General features: G+C 67.4%; 19 protein-coding genes. 10 read left to right on the forward strand and 9 right to left on the reverse strand.

Going from position 1 to position 26674, the window contains the following annotated elements:
* Positions 1-12: 12 nt before the first annotated feature.
* Both SACE_RS37980 and SACE_RS26490 read right to left on the reverse strand, forming a co-directional pair.
* Complete coding sequence (locus SACE_RS37980; RefSeq protein WP_157355923.1) at positions 13-717, reverse strand: type VII secretion system-associated protein; 705 nt, start codon at positions 715-717, stop codon at positions 13-15.
* 498 nt (positions 718-1215) lie between these two features.
* On the reverse strand, positions 1216-1515 hold the full coding sequence (locus tag SACE_RS26490; protein ID WP_009944723.1) for a transposase: 300 nt from the start codon (positions 1513-1515) through the stop codon (positions 1216-1218).
* A gap of 818 nt (positions 1516-2333) precedes the next feature.
* Between SACE_RS26490 and SACE_RS26495 the strand changes: the two genes are divergently transcribed.
* Positions 2334-7550: a type I polyketide synthase gene (locus SACE_RS26495; RefSeq protein WP_009944722.1), complete on the forward strand. Its 5217-nt coding sequence runs from the start codon at positions 2334-2336 to the stop codon at positions 7548-7550.
* 335 nt (positions 7551-7885) lie between these two features.
* Here SACE_RS26495 and SACE_RS26500 read toward each other — a convergent pair whose 3' ends face one another.
* Positions 7886-8761 carry a hypothetical protein gene (locus SACE_RS26500; RefSeq protein WP_011874748.1) on the reverse strand — a complete coding sequence of 292 codons (876 nt, stop codon included), beginning with the start codon at positions 8759-8761 and terminating at the stop codon, positions 7886-7888.
* Between the two features lie 417 nt (positions 8762-9178).
* Here SACE_RS26500 and SACE_RS26505 point away from each other — a divergent pair, with 417 nt between their 5' ends.
* The gene (locus SACE_RS26505) at positions 9179-10033 is read left to right on the forward strand and encodes an endo alpha-1,4 polygalactosaminidase (RefSeq protein WP_143538235.1); all 855 of its coding nucleotides are present in this window, start codon (positions 9179-9181) and stop codon (positions 10031-10033) included.
* A gap of 215 nt (positions 10034-10248) precedes the next feature.
* On the opposite strand, the gene SACE_RS26510 is transcribed toward SACE_RS26505, so the two are convergent.
* The 5 genes from SACE_RS26510 to SACE_RS26530 form a co-directional block, all read right to left on the reverse strand.
* Positions 10249-10671 (reverse strand): SsgA family sporulation/cell division regulator, encoded by a 423-nt coding sequence (locus SACE_RS26510; protein WP_009944717.1) that lies wholly within the window; start codon positions 10669-10671, stop codon positions 10249-10251.
* Between the two features lie 890 nt (positions 10672-11561).
* Positions 11562-13514 carry an acyl-CoA dehydrogenase family protein gene (locus tag SACE_RS26515; protein ID WP_009944715.1) on the reverse strand — a complete coding sequence of 651 codons (1953 nt, stop codon included), beginning with the start codon at positions 13512-13514 and terminating at the stop codon, positions 11562-11564.
* Positions 13515-13547: 33 nt separating this feature from the next.
* A complete protein-coding gene (locus SACE_RS26520; RefSeq protein WP_009944713.1) occupies positions 13548-14771 on the reverse strand; it encodes a beta-ketoacyl-[acyl-carrier-protein] synthase family protein in 1224 nt (407 codons plus the stop codon).
* Positions 14771-15010, reverse strand: coding sequence for an acyl carrier protein (locus tag SACE_RS26525; protein WP_009944711.1), 240 nt, complete (start codon positions 15008-15010; stop codon positions 14771-14773). Before SACE_RS26525 ends, SACE_RS26520 begins: the two co-directional genes overlap by 1 nt.
* 30 nt (positions 15011-15040) lie before the next feature.
* Positions 15041-16063: a beta-ketoacyl-ACP synthase III gene (locus tag SACE_RS26530; RefSeq protein WP_011874750.1), complete on the reverse strand. Its 1023-nt coding sequence runs from the start codon at positions 16061-16063 to the stop codon at positions 15041-15043.
* A gap of 672 nt (positions 16064-16735) precedes the next feature.
* On the opposite strand from SACE_RS26530, the gene panC reads away from it, so the two are divergent.
* The 7 genes from panC (at position 16736) to SACE_RS26565 (ending at position 24251) form a co-directional block, all read left to right on the forward strand.
* Entirely contained in the window at positions 16736-18910 is a 2175-nt protein-coding gene (gene panC / locus SACE_RS26535; RefSeq protein ID WP_009944709.1) for a pantoate--beta-alanine ligase, read from the forward strand.
* Positions 18907-20037: a thiamine pyrophosphate-dependent enzyme gene (locus SACE_RS26540; RefSeq protein WP_009944708.1), complete on the forward strand. Its 1131-nt coding sequence runs from the start codon at positions 18907-18909 to the stop codon at positions 20035-20037. Before panC ends, SACE_RS26540 begins: the two co-directional genes overlap by 4 nt.
* A gap of 47 nt (positions 20038-20084) precedes the next feature.
* The gene (locus SACE_RS26545) at positions 20085-21074 is read left to right on the forward strand and encodes an alpha-ketoacid dehydrogenase subunit beta (protein WP_197537794.1); all 990 of its coding nucleotides are present in this window, start codon (positions 20085-20087) and stop codon (positions 21072-21074) included.
* A 1-nt stretch (position 21075) separates the two neighbouring features.
* The gene (locus tag SACE_RS26550; RefSeq protein WP_011874752.1) at positions 21076-22341 is read left to right on the forward strand and encodes a dihydrolipoamide acetyltransferase family protein; all 1266 of its coding nucleotides are present in this window, start codon (positions 21076-21078) and stop codon (positions 22339-22341) included.
* A 16-nt stretch (positions 22342-22357) separates the two neighbouring features.
* Positions 22358-22642: a chorismate mutase gene (locus tag SACE_RS26555; protein ID WP_009944702.1), complete on the forward strand. Its 285-nt coding sequence runs from the start codon at positions 22358-22360 to the stop codon at positions 22640-22642.
* Entirely contained in the window at positions 22635-23876 is a 1242-nt protein-coding gene (locus SACE_RS26560; RefSeq protein WP_011874753.1) for a 3-deoxy-7-phosphoheptulonate synthase class II, read from the forward strand. The genes SACE_RS26555 and SACE_RS26560 overlap by 8 nt, the downstream gene beginning before the upstream one ends.
* Positions 23877-24005: 129 nt before the next feature.
* Positions 24006-24251, forward strand: coding sequence for a DUF6480 family protein (locus SACE_RS26565; RefSeq protein WP_011874754.1), 246 nt, complete (start codon positions 24006-24008; stop codon positions 24249-24251).
* A gap of 102 nt (positions 24252-24353) precedes the next feature.
* On the opposite strand, the gene SACE_RS26570 is transcribed toward SACE_RS26565, so the two are convergent.
* Positions 24354-25211, reverse strand: coding sequence for a mechanosensitive ion channel family protein (locus SACE_RS26570; RefSeq protein ID WP_009944699.1), 858 nt, complete (start codon positions 25209-25211; stop codon positions 24354-24356).
* Between the two features lie 836 nt (positions 25212-26047).
* Between SACE_RS26570 and SACE_RS26575 the strand changes: the two genes are divergently transcribed.
* Complete coding sequence (locus tag SACE_RS26575) at positions 26048-26548, forward strand: hypothetical protein (RefSeq protein WP_009944698.1); 501 nt, start codon at positions 26048-26050, stop codon at positions 26546-26548.
* Positions 26549-26674 lie beyond the last annotated feature (126 nt).

Genomic DNA, 26674 nt, shown 5'->3' on the forward strand with positions numbered 1-26674 from the left:
AACAACCACCCACTACCAAGACGAATTCAACATCGAAACGCCACTGACACCAGAACGCGAGACAACAGGCCACGCAGTCCGCGAAACGGCACCAACCACCGACCCGACGGAACCATCATCGCCAAACCGCCACGGAAGAATGCAACCATCCGCGTTCTGCTCGCGGAATTCTGCGTACAGCGCGAGGATGTCCTGCTGAGTCAGAGTGCATGACGCACGGAGAAACGCATCCGCCACGCACACCGATGCCGGACCACCCGGATTGAACGCCACCTCGCCACCGTCAGAAAGCAGATCGAGGATTCCCGGAAGATCGACACGACACCACGCCGGAGCCGAGACACGTCGCCGATGCGATTCCGCCGTCGCCACGACCAGGCATGCGGATCCGTCCCGCGACCGCACCACCAGCGCACGACCGTCACCGTTCATGGCGACCTCGAACGACACATCACACAACACCGCTTGCAGATACGCGGCCGCGTCGCTTCCACGCCTCATCAGCGAACGCAACATCGCGTCCACCGCATCCGTGGGCGATTCATCAGCGCTGGGAACGTAGTCGGGGTTGACGCGCAACCGACCCACACCGCCGGCGCCGTCGGAAGGCCACACCCCCAGCACCGACTCCGGTGGCGGGATCGAATCCGCCGCCTCAGGCGCCCGCCACGGATCCAGCCACAGAAACCACCGGCCCTTGTCGGCATCGCTCCTCACCAGACTCCAATGTCCTCGTCCTCGCGGTCTCACACGCCCTACAAGAGCGTGCCGGTACCCGCAGCCGCCAAACGTGAAAAATGGGCAAGACTGCCCTTTCAGCCCGGCGATCGGCGCGAAAGGGCACCCGGCCTCTCCACCGCGCGTCGACGAACCGGAACCGGCAACCCGCCATACCATGGGAACCGATCTGACCGTGCAAAACCCGTCGCCGGAATAACACCGGACCGCCTTGGTCAACATGCGAAGCAGAAACCGGCTATCCACTCCCGGGTCGAGTCGCACACGACACGGTGTCTTCTTCCCAGGTGCGCGCGTCCCACAACCTCAGCAGAGACAAACTCCGGGGCACACCAAAAAGGACAGTAGGACGTTCCCGTTTGGATTCCCAGCGGCGAGCTTGGTTGTCCTGCAGGGCGAAAGTCTGCATCCAGTGGCGGGTTCTGTTGCCAGGACAACGATTTCGCCCCAGATGCGATTGGAATCGCCTGCTTGTGGTCAGCGGCGGGGGTTGCTGCCGGCGTTGCCCGGCCACAGGATGACCGCCAACGGCTCGCCGGTGCCGGCCGGCCCGTGGTCGGCCCAGGCGCCCAGCGCATGGTGACCGAAGATCTTGTCGAACGTCGGTGCGGCGTGTTGTTCGCCCGAGGGCGCGGGTACCAGGGTGGCATCGAGGTCGATGATCCCGGGTTCATCGGCATTGGTGTCGTGATCCGGTGTGGATTGTCCGGCGAGTTTCCATGGCTCGGCAGAGCTGCCGCACGCGCCGCCCGGATGGTCGTCACCGCCTGAACGCATCCTCGGCGAGTACGGTGATCAGCGGGGACAGGGGCGGATCCGAGGCCACGGCCCGAACACGCCGCAGGTCAGGCACCATCCAAGGCTCACGGCGCACCAAGAGCCCTCACCGCCATGAAAGCCCCGGGCTAGCGTGCACTACAAGCCGTGCTGCCCAGTCAGGCAACCGATACTGGAGAAACGGGCAAAGAGTCCCGCTGCGGATCCCGCGCCACTGACAAGGGACATCGGTTGGGGCATCCTCCTTCGCGAGGAACCCGGCAAAGGGAACCCTCGCGGCCGGACGGGACAGCGTTACCCTCCCGCGCCTCCCACCACACTGGACATCCAGCCAGTACAGGCCGCGCCTTCCAACTCGTTTCAGAAGGATGCCGGGATCTGGCGATAGCAGATCAGGACGTATCCGGATTGGAGGAGTCCAAGATGGACGTCGGCTCGTCGTCCGTAGCGGGCGCCGGGACGTTTGAACTGGTGTAGTCGGGCGAAGTGCGCGCATAGGGCCATCTGACCGTTGCCGAGGCCGGCGTCGTGAGTTGTGGAGCGCCGCCCGATCCTCGGCCGGCAACCGCCCCGGGTGCCGATCCCGACGCGGAGGACTCGCCGGTGGCAACGGTTTCACCCGCGCCCTCATGCATCCGGCGCCAATACCTCGATCCCCAAGCAGCATTCGTAAGTTGATCAACCATTACCGGCATCAGGCATGCCGATCATTCTGAAACGAGTCTTGAGAAGAACCGACACACCTCAACCGCCATGCGAATGCCCAAACCGATCTCATTGTTCGCTCGCCCGATTGCTCAACCAGGAGAGGCAGCCTGATGTCGACCTACGCTGCGGTCAAAGCCACCGCCGACGAGCCTATCGCCATCATCGGAATGGCCTTCCGGTTCGCCCCGGATCTCGACTCACCCGAGCGATTCTGGAGTTTCCTGCTCCAGGGCCGGAATGCGGTCCGGCAAGTGCCTCCGGAACGGTGGGCACCATACGACTCCCACTGTCCCGAGGTCGGAGCAGTCCTCCGTCGCACCACTCAGCTGGGCTGCTACCTCGACGATATCTCGGGATTCGACGCGAACTTCTTCGGTGTCACGCCGCGCGAAGCCGACTACATCGACCCGCAGCAGCGGATCACGCTGGAGCTGGCTTGGGCGGCGCTGGAGAACGCGGGGCTTCCTCCGCACCGGTTACGTGGCACCGACACCGGCGTGGTCTTCGGTGCGAGCGCGTTCGACTACGGCAAGCGGCTGCTTGACGACATCCCAAACCTCCAGGCGTGGGCGCTGAACGGCGCCGGATTGTTCGGCATCGCCAACCGAGTTTCCTACGCGCTGGACTTTCACGGCCCCAGCTTAACCATCGATACCGCCTGCGCAGGTTCGCTGACCGCGATCCACACGGCGTGCCAAAACCTTTGGCGCGGGGAAACGCAACTCGCCCTGGCCGGTGGCGTGAACCTGATGGCCGGGCCCTCATTCGCCGTTGCCCTGGACTCCGCGGGGGCCACCTCCCCGAACGGGCAGAGCAAGGCATTCGACGCGAACGCGGACGGGTACGGACGAGGCGAAGGCGCCGGCGTCATCGTCCTGAAACGCCTCAGCGACGCCCAACGCGACGGAGACAGGATCCTCGCGTTGATCCGTGGCGGCGGCATGTACCAGGACGGCCGCACCAACGGCATGATGATGCCCAACGGGGACGCGCAAGAGAACCTGTTGCGCCAGGTCTGCGACCGCACCGGCATCGATCCCGCCACTGTCGACTACGTCGAAGCGCACGGAACCGGCACGCCCACCGGCGACCCACTCGAAGCGAACGCGCTGGCCAACGTCTACGGGAAGAACCGTCCCACCGGCCGGCCGTGCCGCATCGGGTCGGTCAAGCCGAACATCGGCCACCTGGAAGCCGGCGCCGGGGTCGCGGGTCTGATCAAGACCGTGCTGGCATTGCGGAACGAACAGATCCCCCCGAGCCCGCACGACAAGCCGACCCCCGAAGTCGATTGGCAGAACTCGGGGCTTGAGCTGGTCGCCAACACGACACCGTGGCCCCGGGGGGAACGAGTGCGCCGCGCCGGAGTGTCAAGCTACGGGATCGGCGGAACGATCTCGCACATGATTCTGGAAGAAGCCCCCGCCGCCCACACCAAGCCTGAGAAGCGTGACACGTCCAGTGACGGCAACCCGCGTCTCTTCCCCCTCTCGTCAATGTCGGAGGCCGGGGCGCGCGCGTTGGCCGGCAAACTCGCCAATTGGTTGGAGACCCACCCCGAGACCACTGCGGACTCCGTGGGGGCAGCGCTGGCGCGGCGACGCTCGCACCTGACCTGGCGCGGCGCTGTGGTGGCCGGCAACCGCGATGAGCTCGTCACCGAACTGCGGGCGCTGTCCGCCGGTGAAGCATCCGGAAACGCCGTCCTCGCTCGCGCGGATATGGACGCCAGCCCAGTCTGGGTGTTTTCCGGAGCGGGTGCCCAGTGGAGCGGAATGGGGCGGCGACTTCTCGAAGCCGAGCCCGTTTTCTCCGACGTGATCGACATGCTCGAGCCGGTTGTGCGGCGAGAGGCCGAGTTCTCGATTCGTGCGGCGATCGCGGAAGGCGACTGGACCAACGTGGCGGTCACCCACCCCGTGACCTTCGCGATCCAAGCCGGGCTGGCCAAGCTATGGCATACGCGCGGTGTCCGCCCGGCTGCCGTGATCGGCCATTCGGTAGGAGAGTACGCCGCCGCCGTGGCCGCCGGTGCGGTAGAGATCCTGGACGCGGCCAAGGCCGTGTGCCGCAGATCGGTTCTGGTGCGGCGCACCGAGGGAACGGGCGGCATGGCGATGGTCGCACTCCCATTCGACGAGGTCGAACGCCGCCTGCACGACCGCGATGACGTCGTACCGGCGATCTCGGCGAGTCCTCGGTCCACTGTGATCTCCGGTGGCCGCGACGCCGTCGACGCGATCGTCCGGGAGTGGACCGAAGAAGGGTTGCTCGTACAGCGCGTCGACACCGAAGTCCCATTCCACAGCGCGCACATGGACGAGTTGACGCCGGAACTCACCGACCGGCTGCGTGACATCACGGCGCGTACGCCAATCATCCCGTTCTACAGCACGTCGCAGGATCATCCCCGGTCCGAAGTGCCTCTGGACGACGCCTACTGGGTCGGCAACCTGCGCAACCCGGTCCGCTTCGTTGAAGCCGTGCAGGCCGCCATCGAGGATGGGCACCGGACGTTCCTGGAGGTGTCCACACACCCGATCGTCGCCCACTCCATCCGGGAAACCCTGGAGGCCTCGAACATCGACGCCGCTGTGCATACCAGCCTGCGCCGAAACCGGGACGAACAACACGAGCTACTCATGGGATTGGCGAAGCTGCACTGCCACGGCGGACTTGTCGACTGGTCCCGGCAATACCCGCGCGACGCGTTCGTCGACCTCCCCACGATGGCCTGGCAACATCAGCATTATTGGGTGAATACGGCGATCGCGCAGGGCTCAGGTCGTGGCCACGCACCTGACAGCCATACCCTGCTGGGCGCACGGCATTCGGTCAGCGGCTCGTCGCCGATCAGCGTGTGGGAAACACACTTGGACTTCGACAGCCGCCCATACCCGGACCAGCACCCCGTCCACGGTGTGGAAATCGTGCCTGCCGCCGTGCTGCTCAACACGTTCATCAAGGCAGTCTCCGAAGGAAATCAGCCCGCCGCGTTGAGCGACGTTGAACTGCGCATCCCGATCGCTGTCGAAGTGCCCCGCACGCTCCAGGTCGTGCTTCAGGAGGGCAACCTCCGGTTGGCCAGCCGAATCGACGGGGACAGTTCCGACGAGCACGTCTGGCTCACCCACACGACGGCTGTGGCCGACCACCATTCCCGGCTCTCTACCGAGTACCTGGAAGAAGCCGTCATCCGACGGGTGAGCAGTCGCGAAGAGTGGACCTGGGATGAATTCGATCAATGGTTCCGCGCTCGCGGGGTCGACGGTTACGGCTTCCCATGGAAGGTCGAGACGCTGCACACGGGTAACGGCGAGCTCCTTGCCTCCCTGCACTGCGACGGCGATAGCTGGGCCGAAGCGCTCGACGCCGCGCTGACGATCACGCCGCTGCTGCTGCCCGACGACGACCTGACACGTATGCCCGCACACATCCGCAAATTCGCGGTATCCGGCAATCCGCCGAGCCACTTGCTCGTGCACGCCCGGGCTTCCGTACAGTCACCGGATACGATCGACGTCCTCATCGCTGACGAGAGCGGCCGGGTGGTCGCCGAAACCACCGGACTCCGATTCGGCGTGCTGGACGGGGCACCCGGCACCATGGCCGCTCCGCGTGATCTGGCCTACGAGATCATCTGGAAACCGCTGGCCTCCGAGCCGGACATCGGCTCCCTGCCGGAATGGGCCGTGATCATCGGGGACGACGACCCGGTGACGACAGGTTTCGCGGAGCTCCTGGAGGAACAAGGAATCCTGTGCCGCCGGATCTCCACCCCGGAGGCGGTGCCGGAGCCCAGTCCCGGCGATTCCGCTCTGATCGTGATCGCACCCGGCGTCGTAACACACGACGAGGACCCCGTTGATCAGGCTGAACGTGCGACTTGGTCGTTGATCCGCGCCACCCAGCGGTTGCCGCGGACCGCCACCGAGAACGTGCGGTTGTGGTGCATCACCCGAGGCGTCAGGGCTGGGAATGACCGCACGGCACTCGCGCACCGGCCGCTGTGGGGTGCCGCGCGGATCATCTCGGGTGAACGTCCCGACCTGTGGGGCGGGCTGATCGACGTGGAATCCGGCGTGCGGAGCCAGGAAAGGCTGCTGAAATTGGTTCTGGGCACGCCCCTCGACGGCGAAGACATCATCGCTGTCGGCGACGACGGCGATTATGTGGAGCGGATGGTCCCGGTGACGCGGGAACCAGCGCGCTCCGAACTGGAATGCCGCCCGGACGGCACATACCTGGTCACTGGCGGACTCGGTGCGATCGGCCTTCAGGTTGCGCGCTGGCTGGTGGGACGCGGTGCACGTCGCCTGGTGCTGGCCGGCCGGAATGGATTGCCGCCCCGACACGAATGGGACGCGGTCACCGACGCCACCACCCGGACCCGGATCGAGGCCGTTCGGTCGTTGGAATACCTCGGGGCCACGGTCCGCGTGGTCGCCATCGACATCGCCGATCCCGGCCAGGTCGCGGATTCGCTGACGCCATCCGCGCTCGGGTTGCCGCCGATTCGGGGGGTCGTACATGCGGCCGGTGTGGTCAACGACGCCCTCGCCGAGAACATGGACACGGACGGCTTGGCGCGCACCATGAGCCCTAAGGCACGCGGGGCGATGGCGCTGCATCAGCAGTTTCCGCCGGGCACGCTGGACTTCTTCGTCCTGTTCTCCTCATCCGGGCAGTTCGCCCGCACCACAGGCCAGGTGACCTACGCGGCAGCCAACTCGTTCCTCGATGCACTGGCCGCGTACCGACGCGCTGCCGGGTGTCACGAGACCATCAGCGTCGCATGGATGGCGTGGCTCAACACCGGTATGGCCGCCTCGATCGAGTCGAGCATGGCCGAAGCCCGCGCGAACGGCATCGACGGGTTCACTCCGGAGGAAGCTTTCCAGGCGTGGCAGTTCGTATCCCGCTTCGACCTACCCTATGCCGTTGTCCTCCGGTCCATTCCGATTCCCGGCAACGTCCCACGCCCGGCCGTGCTGAGCGAACTGACCGCCTCCGGCGACACCGGCCCGGACGAGGGCCCGTCGATTGTCGAGGGATGGGCGAGCTTGCCCCATGACGAACTGCGCAAGCACATCAACGCCGACCTCATCGGCCAGGTGGCGGAGGAACTGAAACAGCCGATCAGCGAGGTCGACGTTCGCCGGCCGCTACCGGAGAGCGGCGTGGACTCGGTGATCGCGGTCGCGATGCGAGCGCGTTTGCAGCGACGGTACGGACTGGCCCTGCCGCCAACGGTCCTTTGGGATCGCCCGACCATCAACGCCCTTTCCGAGCACATCACCGAACTGCTGAAGGCGAAAGTCTCGTGAAGGACCGCAAAAAGCGCTCTTCGTACTGATGTGCGGGTGCGGTCGGGGCTGCGCGAAGGGGCACGTCGTTGCTGTGTCTAATCAAGAGGAAGCAACGCCGCTACGAGCCGCGCCGACCTGCTCCCAACTCGCTGTCGGTCGTCGACAGATTCGCAACAGCACGGGGAGCTGCGGGGAATGCTCCCGAACAGGTGGACGCGCGGAGGCGGAGTCGCACCGCGGCCGCCTACGACATCGACCACGGAAAGGACGAAGGTGACGATCCGCTCGAGCGCTGGCTTGCGGGCGCGCGGCCTTCAAGCCCGCGGAGGCGACCTGAGTCGACCAGCGCGTACTCAGGCCGTGCTGTGGCCTGCCGCGCGACCGGGCTCCTGACGGAGCGCGGGGCTCGCTGCCGGGTGCGCGAGGCCACGGGGCTGCTCCGTCGGACTCGCAGCGCCACCGTCGCGGTGATCCTTCGCCCGCCCCTCCACGGTGATCGACGCCGTGCCATAACTCCGCAAGCTCCGGACGCCCGATCGGTGGCGAAGCTCGAACTCGACCTCCGGTGCGGCACTGCTCGCCTGTGCGCAGTCGACCGGGAAGTAGACCGTCGTGCTCTCTCCAACCTCCAGTGGCGGTACGGACACGGCTCCTTCGAATACCTCCTGCCCCGTCGCGCGAAGCAGCGCCGGACGCCACTTGTCCTGGACCAGCACCCCGCAACCGGCCAGCTCAGAGCGGCCTCGCGGCGAGATGTCGAGCACGGCGTCGTATCCGAAACTCTCGAACCCGGTATTGGTGATCTCGACCCCGAGGAGTTGCTCACCGTCGCCGGACCGCAATGAGCCGCTCCCGCGCGGCGTCAGGCGGTCGGCATCAGCCGCGAACAGCTTGCCGACCGACAATGGACCGCCGACGGTTTCCAGGCTCACCACCAGGTCGTCGGGAGTCGAGTCATGCGCCCAAAACCTGTCCTTGGACACGATGACCTGCGAAGCCTGGTCACCGGTGCGGTTCAGCGGGCGCTGAATCACCTGCGCACTGCGCTTCCAGCCGCCGCCGTCGTCGTGCTCTACCACGAGATGCCACTCGTCGCCCGCGATCACCACGGTGCGACCCGGTTCGCCAGGAACGATGCCGCTGACCGAACCGCTGATCACGACGCGCTGAGGCCACGCCGCTTCCTTGCCGACCACGGTCAACCGCCAGCTACCGCGATAGGTGGGCATGTGACGCCTCCGTTTCGATGCCGACCGGCGAGGCGGCCGGCCCCCGATGAAGAGATACCGTCCCCGTGGACTCCGCGGCGACGGCACCCAAGCCCTCGTTCAGCTCAGAACACGTAGAAGTCAGGCACGTTGACTCGCCGATGCCACGTCCGGTCCAGCGCCGAACCGCCTTCCGCATCGCGGATCCTCACCCATGTTGACGATTCCGGGAGCCAGCAAACCGCAGATTTCCTCGTATCAAGGTGATCCTTTGCCGACTGTTGCCCACGAAACCTCGCACGATGACCCGAAAGTCCCTACGCCCGCAGAACGGGGCTCGCCCCGCCGAACCTCCGCCTTCGCAGGGCTATCGTGGGCGAGTCGTTCGCCGGTGCGTAGCCCCTTCGTCCCACGCACCGTCCTCGTGGAGGCAGAGAAATGAAGCCGATGGCGCGGTCGTCGTTCTGGCTACTGCTCGCGGCGGTGTCGGCCGCCGCATGTTCGGCCCCACCGCCCGGGGATGCGCGCACGCCCACGACCGATTCGGCGGCGAATGACGCGGCGCTGGATTTTCCCGTGGGTGCAGCGGCGGACTACCAGTTAGGCGGTCCCTACCCCCCGCCCGTCGGCACCGGGGTGGTGGTCAGGGACAGCTCGGCCGCACCCGCTCCCGGCGTCTACAACATCTGCTACGTCAACGCGTTCCAGACTCAGCCCGAGGAACGCGACATGTGGCTTCGAGAACATGACGACCTGGTGCTCACCGGGGATGACGGTGGGCCGGTCATCGACGAGAACTGGCCGGACGAGCTCCTCGTCGACACCTCCACCGAGGACAATCGGCGCAGACTGGCCGAAATCGTGGGACGGACGATCAGAAGTTGCGCCGCGACCGGCTTCGACGCGGTGGAGATCGACAACCTGGACTCATACAGCCGGTCGAACGAAAAACTCACAGCCCATGACAACCTGGCACTCGCGGCCGAGCTCGGGCGCATCGCCCACGAGTCCGGGCTTCTCATCGGCCAGAAGAACTCCGCGGAACTCAGCGAACGCGCAAAGCAGGAGGCCGGTTTCGAATTCGCGGTGGCGGAGGAGTGCTCGCGATATGCCGAATGCGCCGAGTACGCGGCCGTCTACGGTGATCGGGTCATCGACATCGAGTACACCGACAACCTCGCCGCGCCGTTGGCGCAGGTATGCACCAGACCGGAGCGGCCGAGATCCATGATGGTGCGTGATCGGCAGCTCGTCGAGGTGGGCGCTGAGGAGTATTTCTACCTGCGGTGCTGAGCGATGCCCGCGAGCGGCAGCAGACCCCGTCAAGCAGCAGGACCCGTGAGTCTTCTGGGGCGCCCTGGCAACCAGAAGACTCACGGGTGTGACCTGCCGCGCACCGCGCACCGGCCGCCTTCGGGCCGTCCCCCGAGCCCGGCGATTCCAGTGCCCGGGAAGCCCCGGACTAGCGGCGAGGCACATCCGGCGATCCGGCGCCGGACCCGCGGCGATCAGTACAGGTCATGCGGCAGCATCCGCGCCAGGGCCTCGTCGATACTCATCCACTGGTGTTCCTTACCAGGCGGTACCACGTCGTAGGTCCGGTTCAAAAAGTCGACCAACTGCTCAGCGTCGGCTTCGAAGGTGGCCTGCCCGCTCGGCGAGGACAGCGACACCACGATCACCGCGGGATCGCTCGCGTCGGGCCCCACCCGCACGTCACCTTCCCCGCTGTCGATCATCAGACCGTCGGCCAGCAGGTCCCTGGCGAGCACCCACTCCACGTGACCGCCGCTACCAGCGCTGAAGGCCAGCGACACCTCGTACGGGTTGCGGCTCTCGAACCGCAGCTCCACGCCGACCGGCGCGGTCGCTCCCGCCGGCGCCAGCAGCTTGAACACCATGCTGGTAAGGACGGTCCTGTGGTTCTTCATTCGCGTGCTCCTCTTCCCTCGACTCCGTATCGAGTTCCGAGTATGCACGCCCCGAATCCATATCTTCTTCACGAAGTCTTCAGGTCCGCCGACGTACACGGGGCGACCCACCCGGACACGCGTTACACGAAGTGCCCTTTCGAACAGGCGTTACGGGAGCCGAGGGCACACCTGAACCAAGGGCCTTCACCCTACCGGGCAGTTTGGTCCCCTGTGGTTCACCGTGCAGACGGGAAACCGCGAGTAAGGCACAAGTTTATGCGACCAGCCACGAACGTCAATATCCAGAATGGGCGACGGAGGCGTGATTTTGGCTCACGAGGCGCTTGGTGGCCTTGGAAAGAGCGGAGTGCGATGGAGCTCCAGCCGCGCCCGTCGGATCCCCGGCCACGGCGTTCAGAAGGTTGCACCGCCTTCACCGTTGCACCGCCTTCACCACCGCCATGAAGATGGCGGTGATGCGGTCGGCGATGGCGGACCGCGCTGGCGCACGGGTTCAGCGCAAAGGTGCCAGGCGGCCACCGCGCGTCGCTCCAGATCGGCCGTTTCGACAACGCCGTGGCACTCGCCTGGTGGTGCCGGGTTCGCTCCGGAGATGTGCCATCTGGCGAACTCCGCGGCGGCATCGGACGCAACGGTGTTGTCCCGCGAACCGAACGGGACTCCCTCTCAGTCGCGGAACGCGACCGGCTTGACCTGCCGGCGTATGCAAAGCCGACCAGGAATGGATCGAGCGTCGGCGTGTCGCGCGTGGACCCCCGGCCCTCACTGCCCGCCTCCGTCGCCAGCACGTCCTGATCGAGACGGCGATGCGGCGGGCCGACCGCGGCGCGAGGATGACGGCGTGAAGTGATCGGCGGCGGCTCGGCGAGGCCGAGCCGCCGCCCGGTTCATCCGGTACTTGCTTCAACGCGCACCGACCGCCCGTTGCCGGTGTGCCCCGCCGTTGCCTCCACCGGCTGGCGCGGCGCTGGTGCGTTGGGGCGCACGGACGTCAACGCGTGGCCGACCGCCTGGTCGACGGCCGAGACATAGTCGTCCGCCGCGATCGGTGCGCGCAGAAGCTCGGGACTGACCCCGAACGCGTCGACGAGCATCAGCGAGTGCGGCAGGATCTGCTCGCACAGCGAGTCGATCTCCCGGGGTAGCCGCTCGACCTGCTCGGGCGTCAGCGCGTTCCTGGCGAGGTACCACCCGCTGTCGCGCTCGACCTCGATGAGCCCGTAAAGACACGCCAGGAGTTGGAGGGCGGTGCGGCTTTCCTCGGTTCGCGCCCGGTCAGCGGCGTCCAGGAACCGCTCCAGCGCTACCTGGACACCGCGGGTGCGCGCCATCGAAACGGCGGCGTTCATGTTGTCGTTCCAGCCGGAGGCCAGGCTCGGACGCTCATCGGAGCGCTTGCGCATCGCCTGCCGTGTCTCCCACCGCAGGCTGTCCTCACGGTAGCGCAGCAGGTCGAGGTGGAATTGGCCGTCGCGGATGTCTCCGGGCTCCGGCACCTGCGGTGCGGACGCCACTCGTCCACTGCGTCCGGCGACCATCTGGCCGGCCACGGTCGCGAGCAGGGGAAGGTTGTCCCCCTCGGCGGTGACCACGCCCTGTGCCATCGGCAGGTAGTCCGCGATCCGGTTGATGGAGAACATGCCCTGCGCACCGCACCGCTCCCGGCAGACATGCAGCACTTCCGACATCTCCCAGCTCGACAGCGCCTTCGCGATCGAGACGAGCTGGTTGACCTCGGTGTCGTCGCCACCGTGGCGGTGCAGATACTCCTTCTTGACGTGGTTGAGCAGGAACGTCATCGCATACACCCTGGCCAGCGACGTGAACAGCGCTGACTGCTGGCTGCGGAAGGAGATGATCGGCACTTCCCCCCGGCCCGGGGCGGCCGTCAGCCGCTGCCACGCGTACCGGACCGCGATGTAGGTGGAGGCGCGGGCGGCCGAGATGAGCGCACCGCTCAGGCAGATCCGCCCCGGGGTCACCCTGTCCAGTGCGCGCAGGACCTGCGTACGCCTGTTCTTGACGTTCGCGCGGAACTCCCCCGCGTCGGTGAGCCGCCCCGCGCTCCCGGTCAGCAGGTTCCTGCGCGGGATACGGACGTGGTCGAAGCGCGTCACGCCGTTGTCCAGCGCGAAGCCCGGCTTCTCCGGAAGCCGCGTGACGTGCACGCCAGGACGCAGGCCGTTCCGGTCGGAGATCCGGACGATGAACGGGAAGACACCGCGGTCGGCCCCGGACACCTTCAGCCGGGCGAGCACCACCGCGAGCTTCGGGATGTCGGAGATTCCGGTGTTCGGCATGAACTTCTGCGCCCGGGCGTTCGGGGTGTTCAGCACGAACTCGCCGGTCTCGTGGTCGTAGACCGCCTCGGTCTCCAACGCGGCGATGTTGTTGCCGTAGCCGAGCTCGGTGGCGATCAGCAGGCCGATGGAGGACATGCTCCTGAGCTCGTCGAGGTAGTCGCCGAGGTCGTCACGTCCCGCGCCGTGCTGGAGGATGGTCCCCATGCACAGGTTGTAGTGGATGTTCAGCACCGGAAGGGTCGTGATGTCGACCAGGCACGACCACTCGCTGACCGCGAACATCCGCTCCTGGTCGTGCGGAAGCTCGGAACCGAGCTCCAGGTGCTCGTGCAGGAACCGGGCGCGCTCGTAGGAGAGCCGGCCTGCTTCCAGGGTTGACAGCCCAGGGCGCTGGTCGAAGAGCGGGTTCTCCAGTGCCGCGCGCAGGTCCTGGTGCAGGCTGCTGAACTTCCCGTCGAATATCAGATCAACCAGATCGCCACGGGCATCGGAGCTTTCGCTCTCGGTTTCCGGGAGCTTTTCTGCGAATCGCGTCATTGGCATTCCTCGAAGGCGATATGTTGTGCCTGGTCACGCGGCGGCGAACGCCAGAACCGCGTTCTGGCCGCCGAAGCCGAAGGAGTTGCTGAGTACCGTCCGCAGCGCGCCCGACCGCGCCGACCCGGTCACGAGATCGACCTCGATCCGCGGATCCGGGTTCTCCAGGTTGGCCGTCGGGGGAACGGACCCGTGCTGGAGCGCGAGGATGCTGTAGGCGGCTTCGATCGCCCCGGCGGCACCGAGCGCGTGTCCCGTGACGCCCTTGGTAGAGCTCACGGCGGCATGCCCGCCGATGACCCGCCGTATCGTCGCGGCCTCCGCGACGTCGTTGAGCGGAGTGGACGTCCCGTGGGCGTTGACGTACTGGATCTCTGCCGCGGTGAGGTCGGCGTCGTCCATCGCGGTTCGCAGCGCCTGCTCTGCTCCCAGGCCCTCCGCGTCGGGCGCGGTGATGTGATGACCGTCGGCGGAGGCTCCGTAACCGACGACGTTGCCGCGCACTCGGGCTCCTCTGGCCCGCGCGTGGCGCTCGCTCTCCAGGACGAGCACGGCGGCGCCCTCGGCGATGACGAAGCCGTCGCGAGTCTTGTCGAACGGCCGCGAAGCGGTACCGGGGTCGGACTTGTTCCTGGACAAGGCCCGCATCCGGTTGAAGGCGGCGACGAACAGGGGGGTGACGGCGGCCTCCGCCCCTCCGGCGAGCACGATGTCGGCCGCGCCGGAGCGCAGGAGGTCCCTCGCCACGCCGATCGCGCTCGCACCGGAGGCGCACGCCGTGCAGATCGCCATGTTGGGGCCCCGCACCCCGAACTCGATGGCCAACCGCCCGGCCGCCATGTTGAGCAGCCCCATCGGGAGGGTGAGGGCCGAGACCTTCCCCGCTCCCCTGTCGAGCAGCCGGGTCTGCTGGCTCTCCATCGTCGAGGTGCCGCCGGCGCCGGAGCCCAGAACGACCGCGACCCTGGTGCCGTCCCAGTCCTGGGGAGACAGTCCGGCATCGCGGACGGCTTCGCGCGCCGCTACGAGCGCGAACTGCTGGTACCGGTCGAGCTGCCAGGCGGTCCGCTCACCGAGGCTCGCGGCGGCGTCGAAGTCGGGCACCCGGCAGGCGAAGTCGACCGGGAGACCGGCCAGGTCGGGATCGGTGGCCGCCGTCGGACGACCTGCCACGACGCGATCCCAGTTCGCCTCCACGCCGATGCCCGCGGGCGTGATGAGCCCCAGGCCGGTGACCGCCGCCGCGAACCCGGGCATCAGACAGCCACTCCCTTCTGCCGCAACGCGCCGACGAGCTCGGTCAACGTCGACATGTTCTCCATCTCCTCGTCATCGATGTCGACGCCGAATTCCTGTGCGAGGATCTCGCCCAGTTCGACCTGTGCCAACGAGTCCAGTCCCATGTCGTCGAACGAGGCGTCGGAACGCAGGTCGGCCTGTTCGACCTCAAACCGGGAGGCCAGCAGTTCACTGACGCGGCTGAACAGATCGTCCATCACTTCTCCTATAAGTACTCTGACGGAAACTCAGATCAGGGAATCGGCCGTGATGTCCGGCCACTCCAGCACTGTGGAGCCCCACGACAGTCCCGCGCCGAACGCGGTGACCAGAACCCGTTGCCCCGCGCTCAGCTCACCGCTCGCGGCGGTTTCGGCCAGCAGGATCGGAATGGAGGCCGCCAGTGCGTTCCCGGTTCGATCGATGTTGGCCAGGACGCGATCGTGGGGGATGCACAGTTGCTGGGCGACCGAGGTGATGATGCGCAGGTTCGCCTGATGGCCTGCGAACCGGTCAACGTCCGTCGCCGACCAGCCCGCCCGGTCCAGCACCGTGCGCGCCGAAGCGGTCATCCGCGCCACCGCGTGCTGGTAAACCGCCCGTCCGGACATCGACAGGTACCAGTCCTCGGCCGGCACGTCAGCGTGTCCGAGCCCGTTCGCCGCTCGCTGCCGGGAGCCACCACCGAACACGGCCAGCAGATCGGCATGCCGGCCATCGCTGCCCAGGTCGAACGGGCCGATCGCCCCTGGCTCGTCGCCGTCCCCGCGGCGCAGCACCACCGCCCCGGCTCCATCTCCGAAGATCGGGGCCGTGGTCCGGTCCGCAGGGTTGACGAAGGTCGAGAACGCTTCCGCGCCGATGAAGAGCACGCTCTCGGCGACCCCGGTGGCGATGAGTCCCGCACAGGTGGCGAGCCCGTAGACGAACCCGCTGCAGGCGGAGGTGAGGTCGAAGGCCGCCACATTGCCCAGTCCCAGCCTGGACGCCACCTCCGGCGCCCCCGCCGGACAGGTCCGGTCCGGTGAGGTCGTGGCGAGCACGACCGCGTCGACGGCGAACATGCCCGCCGACTTCAAAGCCCGGACACCGGCCTCCACCGCGAGGTCCACCGTGGCCACTCCATTGGAGACGGTGCGGCGTTCCCGGATCCCGGTGCGGCTCTCGATCCACTCCTGCGTGGTGTCCAGCCGCGAACACAGATCCGTGTTGGTGACCACCGCCGGCGGCAACCACGCCCCTACACCCGCCAATACAGCACCGGTCGTCATTCGGCCCACTCCATCGCTCGACTGATCCCAACCGGACGTGACCCGCCAACGAAAAGCAGAAAAGAATGGGGCGGACCACATGGCCGATCAGCCATCACAATGAGCCTGACCGGACCAGATTTCGGAACCCGAGGTGAGCGTAAGAGGAGGAGAAGACGGGGACTTCAACCTCTGGACCTTCGGACACAGGCTTTGCCTTTCTGGCCCGGTCCTCCGCGACACAACCTTGACCTCGCAGCGTCCCTCGTCTATGCGGCGCGGGCGCACGTCTTGGAAGAGCGGTGCCGATGCGCCCGGTCGCTCGCCTGCCTGCTCAAGACGGCTGCCTCGGCCGCCCGCGGCGGACAGGAGCGGACTCGCGCCGACCCGCGGGGAACCCCGCAAGTCGCCCGCACTTGAGCGGGTGCCCCGACGTACACGCGGCACTGACCTGGTGGGCAAGAACCCCGGCGGCCGGGCACCGAACTACTGACAAATCGCTGCGGTGGGTGCATATTCCTTCACAGCGGGTTTCCTGAGAGCGGGAAACCTTCGCAGGCGGACAGAGCACTGCTGCCTTCCACGCAGCTCACCTCATCGGGCACCAGACCGCGCCTCCATATCAGGCCGGTTGACGCTGTCCGGATCAGCTGGATCAGTCGGTTCCGAGCAGTACGGAGACGAGCATTGAGCATGAAGACGATGCGTACGATCGCCGAGATACGTGACTACGTGGGGGAAATGCGCTCGCAGGGACGCACCGTGGGTTTCGTGCCCACAATGGGCGCGTTCCACGCAGGCCATGAATCGTTGATGGAGGCCGCGCGCCGCGAATGCGATGTCGTGGTGGTGTCCCTTTTCGTCAATCCTGCTCAGTTCAGCGACGACGGCGGCTTCGAGACCTATCCGCGCGACGAGCGGCGCGACGCCGCGATCGCGGCCCGGCAGGGCGTGGACGTGCTGTTCGCTCCGGAAACGGCGGAGATCTACCCTGACGGGTTCGCCACGACCGTGAGTGTGGGTGGACGGCTCGTCGAGATGCTTCGGCGCACGGGGTTGACCAAGGACGGTCAGCTCCCGGGAATGTGCACCGTGATCACGAAGCTGTTCAACATCGTGCAACCGGACGTCGCGTACTTCGGGGAGAAGGATCTGCCGCACTGGGTCGCGGTGGAGCGCTTGGTGCGCGATCTGAACCTGCCCGCGTCGGTCAAGGTACTGCCGACAGTGCGGGAACCCGACGGCTTGGCGATGTCGAGCCGCAACGTGCACCTGGGCGAGCACCGGCCGAAGGCCGTTGCGCTGCCGCGCGCGCTGCGCGCCGCCGCCGACTCGTTGAGCAACGGTGCTACCGAGACCGCCGTGCTACGCGAGCGGGCACTGGCCGCGATGGCGGCGGAGGTGTCCTCCGGCGACGTCGAACTCGAGTATTTCGAAGTGCTCGACATCGAAACCCTTGAACCGGTGGAGACGATCAAGGATCCTGTGCTGTTCGCCATCGGCGCCCGCGTCGGGCCGGTGTCCCTGCTCGACATCCTTCGGCCCGATCTCGGAGTCCCGAGTCCAAGGGACCCGGCCACCGAAGTCGCCACGCACGGAGGAGGCGACCGGCAGAGGGACGCGCATCCAGGCCACCTGTCCGCGGACCCTTCGTCGCACATCGAGATCTCTCGCCACAGCTTCGACGAACGAATCGGCTTGGTCAAGCAGCTGCTCGACGGGACCGGTGAATCCTACGAGTCGTTGAGCAGCTCCCTTTCGGAGTCGGACGTGCGCGGCAACATCGAGAATTTCGTAGGCGCGGTTCCGGTTCCACTCGGGCTGTGCGGCCCCCTGGACATTCGCGGTACGGAGGCCCGGGGGACGTTCGCGGTCCCGATGTCCACCCTGGAGGGAACTCTGCTGGCCTCGTACTCACGTGGCGCCAAGGTGATGAACCTGTCCGGTGGGTGCGAAACCCTGGTCTACGGCGACTACTTCCTGCGCGCCACCCAGCTCACCACCAACTCGCTCGACGAGTCGGCACGGCTCATCGCCTGGTGCAGGGAACACGAGGAAACCATTCGCGGGCTAGCGGTCGCCAGTAGCGGTCATCTGGGTGTGACGGGTGTTTCCTACGACTGCGTGGGCACTTCCGTCATCCTGTCGCTGCGTTGCACCACAGGCGACGCCATGGGAAGCAACATGGCCAGCAAGGCCGTGAGCCGGGTGTCCGATTACGTCAAGACCAACAGCGGGCTGGTCCAGGAGGAGTTCGTACCTTACCCGGAGGACAAGAAGAACATTCCCGCTCGCAAGAAGGGCAAGAAGGTCATCGCGCGCACGGTCCTGAAGGAGGACGTGGTGCGGAAGATGACCCGGGTGGGACTGGACCAGTTGGCCAGCTACATCCGCAACTACAAGAATGTCCTGGCCCTGCACGGGAGTCCGTCGCTCAACATCCACGCGGTCAACGGCATGGCCGCGCTGTTCCAGGCATTCGGACAGGATATGGCCTACTTGGGAGAATGCTCGCAAGCTGTGGTGGACTGCCGGTTCCTGCCCTCCGGCGACCTGGAGGTCTCCATCACCCTGCCGACCCTCATCCTGGGCACCGTCGGCGGCGGAACCGGCCTCCCCGCCTTCCGTGCGACGCTGTCCGTGGTCGACTGCTACGGGACCGGGAAAGCTCGCAAACTCGCCGAGATCATGGCCGCGGTCATACTCGGCGGCGAGATCGGGTGCGCCGCGGCCCAATGCAGCAACGAGTTCGTCGCGGCTCATGAGTTCCTGGGCAAGAACCGGCCCACCGACGCGGTCGTCCAAGTGGCGCGGCCACGTCTGCCGGTCGGCGAATCCGTCAACGACGCGACGAGGAGCTTGGCGTGACCACGGTGATTCAGAAGACCGGTGCCACCGCGTCGGTGAAGCAGGAACCGCCACGGACCGACCCGTCCGCCTTGCTTCCGGAACGAGAACCGTTCCGCGTCCTCGGCACTGCCCGATCCGCCGACACCGACACCGGACTGCTGCACACGCTGTACAGGGATGTCGTACGGGGCCGGCGCTACAACCAGCAGGCGACCGCACTGGCGAAGCAGGGCAGGCTCGCCGTCTATCCCTCGACCACCGGTCAAGAGGCGTGTGAAGTCGCGGCTGCCCGCGCTTTGTCGCCGCAGGACTGGATCTTCCCCACCTACCGAGACACGCTTGCCGCCATCGTCCGCGGCGTCGACCCCGTCGAAGCCCTGGCGGTGATGCGCGGGGACTGGCACCACGGCTACGACCCGCACGAGCATCGGGTCGCCCCGCTGAGCACGCCGCTTGCCACCCAGCTCCCGCACGCGGTCGGCTTCGCGCGGGCTGCCCGGCTGAAGGGCGAAGACACCGTCGTCCTCGCCATGGTGGGCGATGGCGGCACAAGCGAGGGCGACTTCCACGAGGCCGTCAACTTCGCTGCCGTGTGGCAGGCACCGGTGGTCTTCCTGGTACAGAACAACGGCTTCGCCATCTCCGTCCCGCTGGCCAAGCAGACCGCCGCACTGGCGCTGGCGGACAAGGCTGCCGGCTACGGGATTCCCGGACGCCTTGTCGACGGCAACGACGTGGCCGCCGTTCACCAGGTACTGACCGCCGCCGTGGAAAACGCCCGCCACGGCGGCGGGCCGACCCTGGTGGAGGCCGTCACCTACCGCATCGATCCGCACACCAACTCCGACGACGACAGCCGCTACCGCGACCCGTCGGACGCCGACACGTGGCGCGAGCACGACCCCGTTCTCGTCCTGGAGAGGTGCCTGAGCGACATGGGAGTCCTCAGTGACGCCGACATCGAGGACGCGGCTCGCTCGGCCGACGACTTCGCAGCCGACCTGCGCGAGCGCCACGGCCACCCGCCGAACCCCGATCCGATGACGCTGTTCTCGCATGTCTTCGCCGAGAAGACATCGCAGTTGCGCGAGCAGGAAGCGATGGTGCGAGCCGAGTTGCAGGCGGAAGGGAGCGACCAACCGTGACCAACTCTTCGACCACGATCGTGCCTTCGCCCCAGTCCTCGATGACGATGGCACAGGTGCTCAACACAGCGCTGCGGGATGCTCTTCGCTCCGACCCCTCCGTGCACGTCATGGGCGAGGATGTGGGCGCTCTCGGAGGGGTGTTCCGGATCACCGACGGGCTGGCCGCCGAGTTCGGCGACGACCGTTGCGCGGACACACCACTGGCAGAGGCCGGGATCCTGGGGACCGCCGTGGGAATGGCGATGAACGGTCTGCGCCCGGTGGTAGAGATGCAGTTCGACTCCTTCGCGTACCCGGCGTTCGAGCAGCTGGTCAGCCATGTCGCCCGCATGCGTAACCGGACGAAGGGCCGCATGCCGCTGCCGATCACCATCCGCATCCCATATGGCGGCGGAATCGGTGCGGTCGAGCACCACAGCGACTCCTCGGAGGCTTATTACATGCACACGCCGGGGCTGCACGTGGTCTGCCCAGGCACCCATGCCGACGCCTACGGTCTCCTGCGGGCGTCGATCGCCTCCGACGACCCGGTGGTGTTCCTGGAGCCCAAGAGACTGTACTGGTCCAAAGCCCAGTGGACGCCCGACGCAGACCTGGACGTCGATCCGGTCGGTGTCGCGGCGGTCCGTCGTCACGGGACTTCCGCGACGCTTATCACCTACGGACCGAGCCTGCCGGTGTGCATGGAAGCGGCAGAGGAGGCCGAGCAGGAGGGCTGGCGGCTCGAAGTGCTGGACCTTCGCTCGTTGGTGCCGTTCGACGACGAAACGGTGTGTGCAGCCGTGCGCAGGACCGGACGCGCCGTCGTGGTGCACGAGTCGGCCGGCTTCGCGGGAGCGGGTGCGGAGATCGCGGCGCGCATCACCGAACGGTGCTTCCACCACCTTGAAGCGCCGATTCTACGCGTCGCGGGGCTGGACATCCCGTACCCGCCGCCGATGCTCGAGAACCATCACCTGCCTTCCGTCGACCGGATTCTCGATGCCGTGGCCCGCCTGCAATGGGAGTCGGGCGCACCCGAGGGAGCGAGCTGACATGTCACCGATCCTTGAGTTCCGGCTCCCCGACATCGGTGAAGGCCTCACCGAGGCGGAGATCGTACGCTGGCTCGTGGACGTCGGCGACCACGTGCACGTCGACCAGCCGGTGGTCGAGGTGGAGACGGCCAAGGCCACCGTCGAACTGCCTTGCCCGCACGATGGAACAGTCACCTGCCGGATGGGAGAGGAGGGCGAGGTCGTCGCCGTTGGCAGCATCCTGGTGACGGTCGCGGCCACATCCGAACAGTCCCAGGAGGATGCGGGCAAAGTGCTGGTCGGCTCCGGTGTCCATACCGCGCCCGCACGTAGACGCCGTCGCGTTCGCTCGGGCTCCGTCCCAAGCCGGAGAGCAACGACCCCAGTAGCTCGGCAGGCACCGAGTCCGCGTACCGACGCGGCGACTCCCGTGGGTGCACCGGTCGCCGTGGTGTCGCCGCTGGTACGCCGACTCGCCAGGGAGAACGGGGTCGACCTGCGGACGGTCCAGGGTACGGGCGCTGCTGGTCTCGTCCTGCGCGCGGACGTCCAACGGGCGATCACTGCGACCCGCGGTGCTCATGCGGCCGGGCGCGCGGAGAGCGAGCGGATCCCGATCCGCTCGGTGCGCAAAGCCATTGCCGACAAGCTGTCCCGTAGCCGCCGCGAGATTCCGGACGTCACCTGCTGGGTGGACACCGATGCCACCGGCCTTCTCGCGGCGAGGGAAGCGCTCGGTTCCGGCCCCGAGCGCACCAGTCTGCTGGCACTGCTGGCACGCATGTGCGTCGCCGCCGCACTCCGGTTCCCTGAACTGAACTCCATGGTGGACACCGACCGTCAAGAGATCATACGGTTCTCTGACGTCAATCTCGGCTTCGCGGTCCAAACCGGCAAGGGATTGCTGGTACCCGTCGTGCACGGAGCGCACCGGATGTCCACGTCGGAACTGTCCGGTGAGATCGCGCGGCTCACCGAGTCCGCCCGGACCGGCACGCTGTCCCCGTCGGAGTTGACCGGCGCGACCATCACCTTGAACAACTACGGCCGGTATGGCATCGACGGCGCCACACCGATCATCAACCATCCCGAGACCGCGATGCTCGGCGTGGGCCGCATCGTGGCCAAACCCTGGGTGCACGGTGGCGAACTCGCGGTGCGCCAGGTCGTGCAACTGACCCTGACTTTCGACCACCGAGTCTGCGACGGCGAGACCGCATCCGGTTTCCTCCGCCATGTCGCGGATCGCGTCGAACAGCCGCTCAAACTCATCTCGTTCCCATAGCCGGAGGGTGGTAGCCGTGTCTCTCATCTCCATGCCAGAACGATTCACCGATGGCGAGGTCGACGTGTGCACGCTTCGCCGGAGGATTGATGTCATCGACCGGGACATCATCGAGCTGCTGCACGCTCGCCGGAAGCTGTCCCGGCAGGTTCAGCACGGCCGCACCGATACGGGTGGGCCGCGGCTTGTACCGGCCAGAGAAGCCGAGATCACCGAGACTTACCGGGCGAGCTTCGGTACCGCCGGTAACACCCTTGCTTCGGCACTGCTGCGGATTTGCCGAGGAGAGCCCGATGCCTAGAACACAGCAGGCTGCCTTGTCCGCCGTACCCGCCGCGCAGCAGCCGGTCTGGCCGGACCCGGCCGCCTTGCGGACGGCGCTGGCCGAACTGGCCGTGCAACCGCACCTGGTTTCCCCACGCGAGTGCGATCTGCTACGAGACCAGCTCGCCTTTGTGGCCGGTGGTGGAGCTTTCCTGCTCCAAGGAGGCGACTGCGCGGAAACCTTCGCCGGGGCCGCTTCGGAAGCCGTCGGCCGCAAGGTCCGGCTGCTCGGCCAGATGGCTGAGATCCTGGCCGAGCGGATGGGCCTTCCGGTGGTGACAGTGGGCCGCATCGCGGGGCAGTATGCCAAGCCCCGGTCGTGGCCCACCGAGTCCCACCTTGGGCAGACCCTCCCGAGCTACCGGGGCGACGCCGTGAACGGCCTGGCTTTCACACCAGCGGCGCGGACTCCGGACCCGCGCAGGCTTCTCCAGGCGTACCGCACGGCGGCCGGCACCTTGGCCGTGCTGCGCAAGCAGGACGAACCCGCCTCGCCCGGGGACTCGTTGCTGCCGCATCCGCGAACAAGCGACGGCGGCCCGGGCGGCAACGACTTCTTCACCAGCCATGAAGCCCTGTTGCTCCCGTACGAGGAGGCTCTTTGCCGTACGGATCCGTTGACCGGGCAGCGCTACGGCACGTCGGGCCACCTACTGTGGATCGGGGAAAGGACCCGGAACCTCGACGGCGCGCACGTGCGGTTCGCCGCCGGGATCAGCAATCCGGTCGGCGTCAAGCTGGGGCCGGCGGTGAATCCGGACGATGTGCTCGCGCTGGTCGACAAGCTTGATCCGCAACGGCAACCAGGGCGACTGTCGTTGATCATCCGAATGGGGGCGAGGAAGATCCGTGACCTGCTGCCGCCGCTGGTGGAGAAGGTGGCCGCCGAGCACGCGCCGGTGACGTGGGTGTGCGATCCCATGCACGGCAACACTTTCACCGCTGCCAGCGGTCACAAGACCCGCCTCTTCGACGACGTGTTCGACGAGGTCGCCGGCTTCTTCGAGGTGCACCGGACGCTGGGCACGCATCCGGGCGGACTGCACCTTGAACTCACCGGTGAGGCCGTCACCGAATGCGTTGGGGGCACTCCTGCGGTGCTCATGGAGGACCTGGATCGACGGTACGAGACGGCTTGTGACCCGCGTTTGAATGCCGATCAAGCGCGCGAGCTGGCCGTCGCAGTCGGGGGTCTGGCGGCTCGGCCATGACATCGGTGGTCCGCTGTTCCCGAGAGCGTGACCGCCGCACTCCGCGACCCGCACCGCTTTCGAACACCTGGACGACTACCGCTGAATGTACAGGTTTTCCCAGGACGGTGAGCGGTTACCCGGGTGGGCATGGCTACAAGAGAGTCCGGTGGGCCACCGGATCCGGAGCCGGAGCGGACGCCCGGTTTGGAACCGGGCGGGTCGGTGCCGCCCGGTGAGACTCCGCCGGAGTCGGGTTCGGCGACGGAGGGCGTCTCCCACCGGCAGGAGGCCGAGGCTCGGCCGGTGAAGTGGGTGTGGTTGCTGGTGACGGCGATCATCGTCATCCTGGTCGCCGGGTTCTTCGGGTTCCTGGCGCTCGGGTTGGTGTTCTGAGCGGTCGGCGTCCACTGCGGACATGAGAGGTTCCCGGGACTGTGCGGCGTCCCGGGAACCTCTCATAAGCGGTGGTTGTGATTTCCCGTGGGCGGTCGCCCATCAGGTTGCAGGTGGGCGGTTCGGCATCTGGCCGCCGGTCTGCGGCGCGCCGGTCGCCGAACCCGGTGAGGTGGTGCCGGAAGGTGCGGTGCCGGAAGGTGTGGTGGCACCGCCGGGCGAGGTGGTGCTCCAGCCCGTGTCCTCCGCGGCGCCGCGGCCGACCGTGGCCTCCTGCCGCGCCTGGGCCTGCTCCCGCTGGGCCCGGTCGTAACCCGAGCGCAGCATGTCGGCCGCGATGTCGCGGCCGCCGAGGCCGAAGGCCAGCGCCAGGCCGAGCGCGATGGCGCCCATCAGAGCGGTGTAGGTGATCTGGACGATGGCCGGCGCGATGCCGAGCTGCGTGAGGATCATGAACACCGCGATGCCCATCACCAGGGTCGGACCCACCGTCGCGACGATCTTGCCGGTCGGGGTGTCGCCCATCGTCCGCCGCGCGAGCCCGCCTATCGCACCCGCGACGAGCGCGGCCGCGATGAAGATCAGGATGGCGGCGATGATGTTGGGCACGTAGGCGAGGACCTGGTTCATGAAGTTCGTGACCGCCGCGATCCCGAGCGCGCCGAGGGCCGAAACCAGGCCGATGAGGAAGATCAGCCAGAAGCCGACCTTGCCGAGCACGCGCGACGGAGAGGCTCCCGGCGTGGCGCGGTCCATCTGACCGCCCAGCGGCGTGTCCTTGAGCCTGCGGTCGACGCCCATCTTGTGCAGGCCCTTCTCGACGACCTTCTGCACCACTTTGGCCACGATGTAGCCGATCAGCAGGATCACCAAGGCGCCGATGATCGTGGGGATGTAGGCGATCACGGCTTCGAGACCACCGAGCAGCGACCTGCCGATATCGCCTTGCGCGAGGAACATGGTGCTCTCCTTTCGATCGGCTCAGCGGCGGAATTCCCGGGCCGAAGAGGACATAAACGGCGCTGGTCAGCGACTGCCCGCAGACCTTCAACGCATTGCGACCGGACGCCCGGCCGCGGCCGGGCCACGCCCGGGAACACCGCCGGACTTTCGGCGCGTCGCTAACTCAGGGTGCCTGTTTTCACTCGAAAGAGTGGATTGAAACTTTCCGCCGGAATTGTGGAACCGGGAACGGGCAGAAAGGTAGAGGAGGAGCGCTTGGGCGGCGGGCAGCGGACTTGACTGACGTCTCGCGAGCGGCGTGGAGTGCCCGGCGGGGGGGGCGGCAGGTGTCGGCGGAGCGGGCGGCTGGCCTCGGCGGAGCGGGCAGCTGGTGTGGACGGAGCGCGCGGCAGGTGTCGGCGGAGCGGGCGGCTGGCCTCGGCGGAGCAGGCGGCAGGTGTCGGCGGAGCGGGCGGCCGGCCTCGGCGGAGCAGGCGGCAGGTGTCGGCGGAGCGGGCGGCCGGCGCCAGCCGGGCAGGGCGGCAGATCTCGTCGGGCAGGGCCGGTACCCGGCGTCAGGGCGTGGTGGCGGGCAGGGCTGGGTCGGGCGTTCGCCGGCTGGGTCTGGAGTGGCAGTGGTCCGTCTCACCGGCGCCGTGGGCCTTTCGGCCCGGGCGGCTGCGCGGTAGCTCGGCGAGGCTTGGTTTCGCCGGCCGGGACCGCGCGAACCTGGTCCACCGCGACTCCGCAGGAGGCACTTCGGAATCTCCTGGGAGTACGGCGTGGACATCCGGAAGCTGTCCGCCGGCCACGTACGAACCCCCGGCAATGAACGTCTGGAAGCAGAGGAACCCATGGCCTACCTCGAACTGCGTCTCCCCGACCTGCGGACCTCCGGTCCGCGCACCGTCGAGATCGGCCTCGACGGCCGGCACATCGGCACGATCGACCTGTGGACCTGCGTGCACTGCGAGCTGGCCACCGTGGAAGGCATCCGGGTCGATCCGGCCGCCCGCGAGCACCGCGGGCTGCTCACCCAGGCGCTCCGGCTGCTGTTGGACCGCCTCCCGGGCTACCGGTGGACCGGCTCGGCGGAGATGGCGGCGCAGGTCACCGAGTTCTGGGCGTCGCTCGCCTGGTGGCAGGGCTCGGCCAGCACCGCGGACTACTGCCTGCACATGCGTGCGGTGCCCGAGCACATCCCGGCCCCACGCGACGGCGGAACGGAGCAGGGAGAAGGCGCAGCGGAGCGCGGAGCCAAGCAGCCGCAAGGCGGAGCGGAGCAGCGGCAACCGGGACAGCAGGCGGAACCTCCCGGCCGGCCGGTGGTGCCGGACCAGCTGACGTGGTCCTGAGGCGGCGTCGCGGGCGGAGATGGCGCTCTGGCGGCGCTGAGGCGCTCTCCTGGAGGCGGAGCCGGGGGAGCGCTCCTCTGCGCCCCACGAAATCAGCTCCGGGAGGCATCGCACTCCCCCGTCCCG

Source organism: Saccharopolyspora erythraea NRRL 2338 (assembly GCF_000062885.1).
GTDB lineage: Bacteria > Actinomycetota > Actinomycetes > Mycobacteriales > Pseudonocardiaceae > Saccharopolyspora_D > Saccharopolyspora_D erythraea.

Coding starts and splice junctions, on each gene's coding strand:
- SACE_RS26545 (WP_197537794.1), top strand. CDS start 20,085: ATGGCACAGGTGCTCAACACAGCGCTGCGGGATGCTCTTCGCTCCGAC.
- SACE_RS26515 (WP_009944715.1), bottom strand. CDS start 13,514: ATGACGCGATTCGCAGAAAAGCTCCCGGAAACCGAGAGCGAAAGCTCC.
- SACE_RS26490 (WP_009944723.1), bottom strand. CDS start 1,515: ATGCGTTCAGGCGGTGACGACCATCCGGGCGGCGCGTGCGGCAGCTCT.
- SACE_RS26550 (WP_011874752.1), top strand. CDS start 21,076: ATGTCACCGATCCTTGAGTTCCGGCTCCCCGACATCGGTGAAGGCCTC.
- SACE_RS26520 (WP_009944713.1), bottom strand. CDS start 14,771: ATGCCCGGGTTCGCGGCGGCGGTCACCGGCCTGGGGCTCATCACGCCC.
- SACE_RS26575 (WP_009944698.1), top strand. CDS start 26,048: ATGGCCTACCTCGAACTGCGTCTCCCCGACCTGCGGACCTCCGGTCCG.
- SACE_RS26525 (WP_009944711.1), bottom strand. CDS start 15,010: ATGGACGATCTGTTCAGCCGCGTCAGTGAACTGCTGGCCTCCCGGTTT.
- panC (WP_009944709.1), top strand. CDS start 16,736: ATGAAGACGATGCGTACGATCGCCGAGATACGTGACTACGTGGGGGAA.
- SACE_RS26530 (WP_011874750.1), bottom strand. CDS start 16,063: ATGACGACCGGTGCTGTATTGGCGGGTGTAGGGGCGTGGTTGCCGCCG.
- SACE_RS26495 (WP_009944722.1), top strand. CDS start 2,334: ATGTCGACCTACGCTGCGGTCAAAGCCACCGCCGACGAGCCTATCGCC.
- SACE_RS26560 (WP_011874753.1), top strand. CDS start 22,635: ATGCCTAGAACACAGCAGGCTGCCTTGTCCGCCGTACCCGCCGCGCAG.
- SACE_RS26510 (WP_009944717.1), bottom strand. CDS start 10,671: ATGAAGAACCACAGGACCGTCCTTACCAGCATGGTGTTCAAGCTGCTG.
- SACE_RS26565 (WP_011874754.1), top strand. CDS start 24,006: ATGGCTACAAGAGAGTCCGGTGGGCCACCGGATCCGGAGCCGGAGCGG.
- SACE_RS26505 (WP_143538235.1), top strand. CDS start 9,179: ATGAAGCCGATGGCGCGGTCGTCGTTCTGGCTACTGCTCGCGGCGGTG.
- SACE_RS26500 (WP_011874748.1), bottom strand. CDS start 8,761: ATGCCCACCTATCGCGGTAGCTGGCGGTTGACCGTGGTCGGCAAGGAA.
- SACE_RS26570 (WP_009944699.1), bottom strand. CDS start 25,211: ATGTTCCTCGCGCAAGGCGATATCGGCAGGTCGCTGCTCGGTGGTCTC.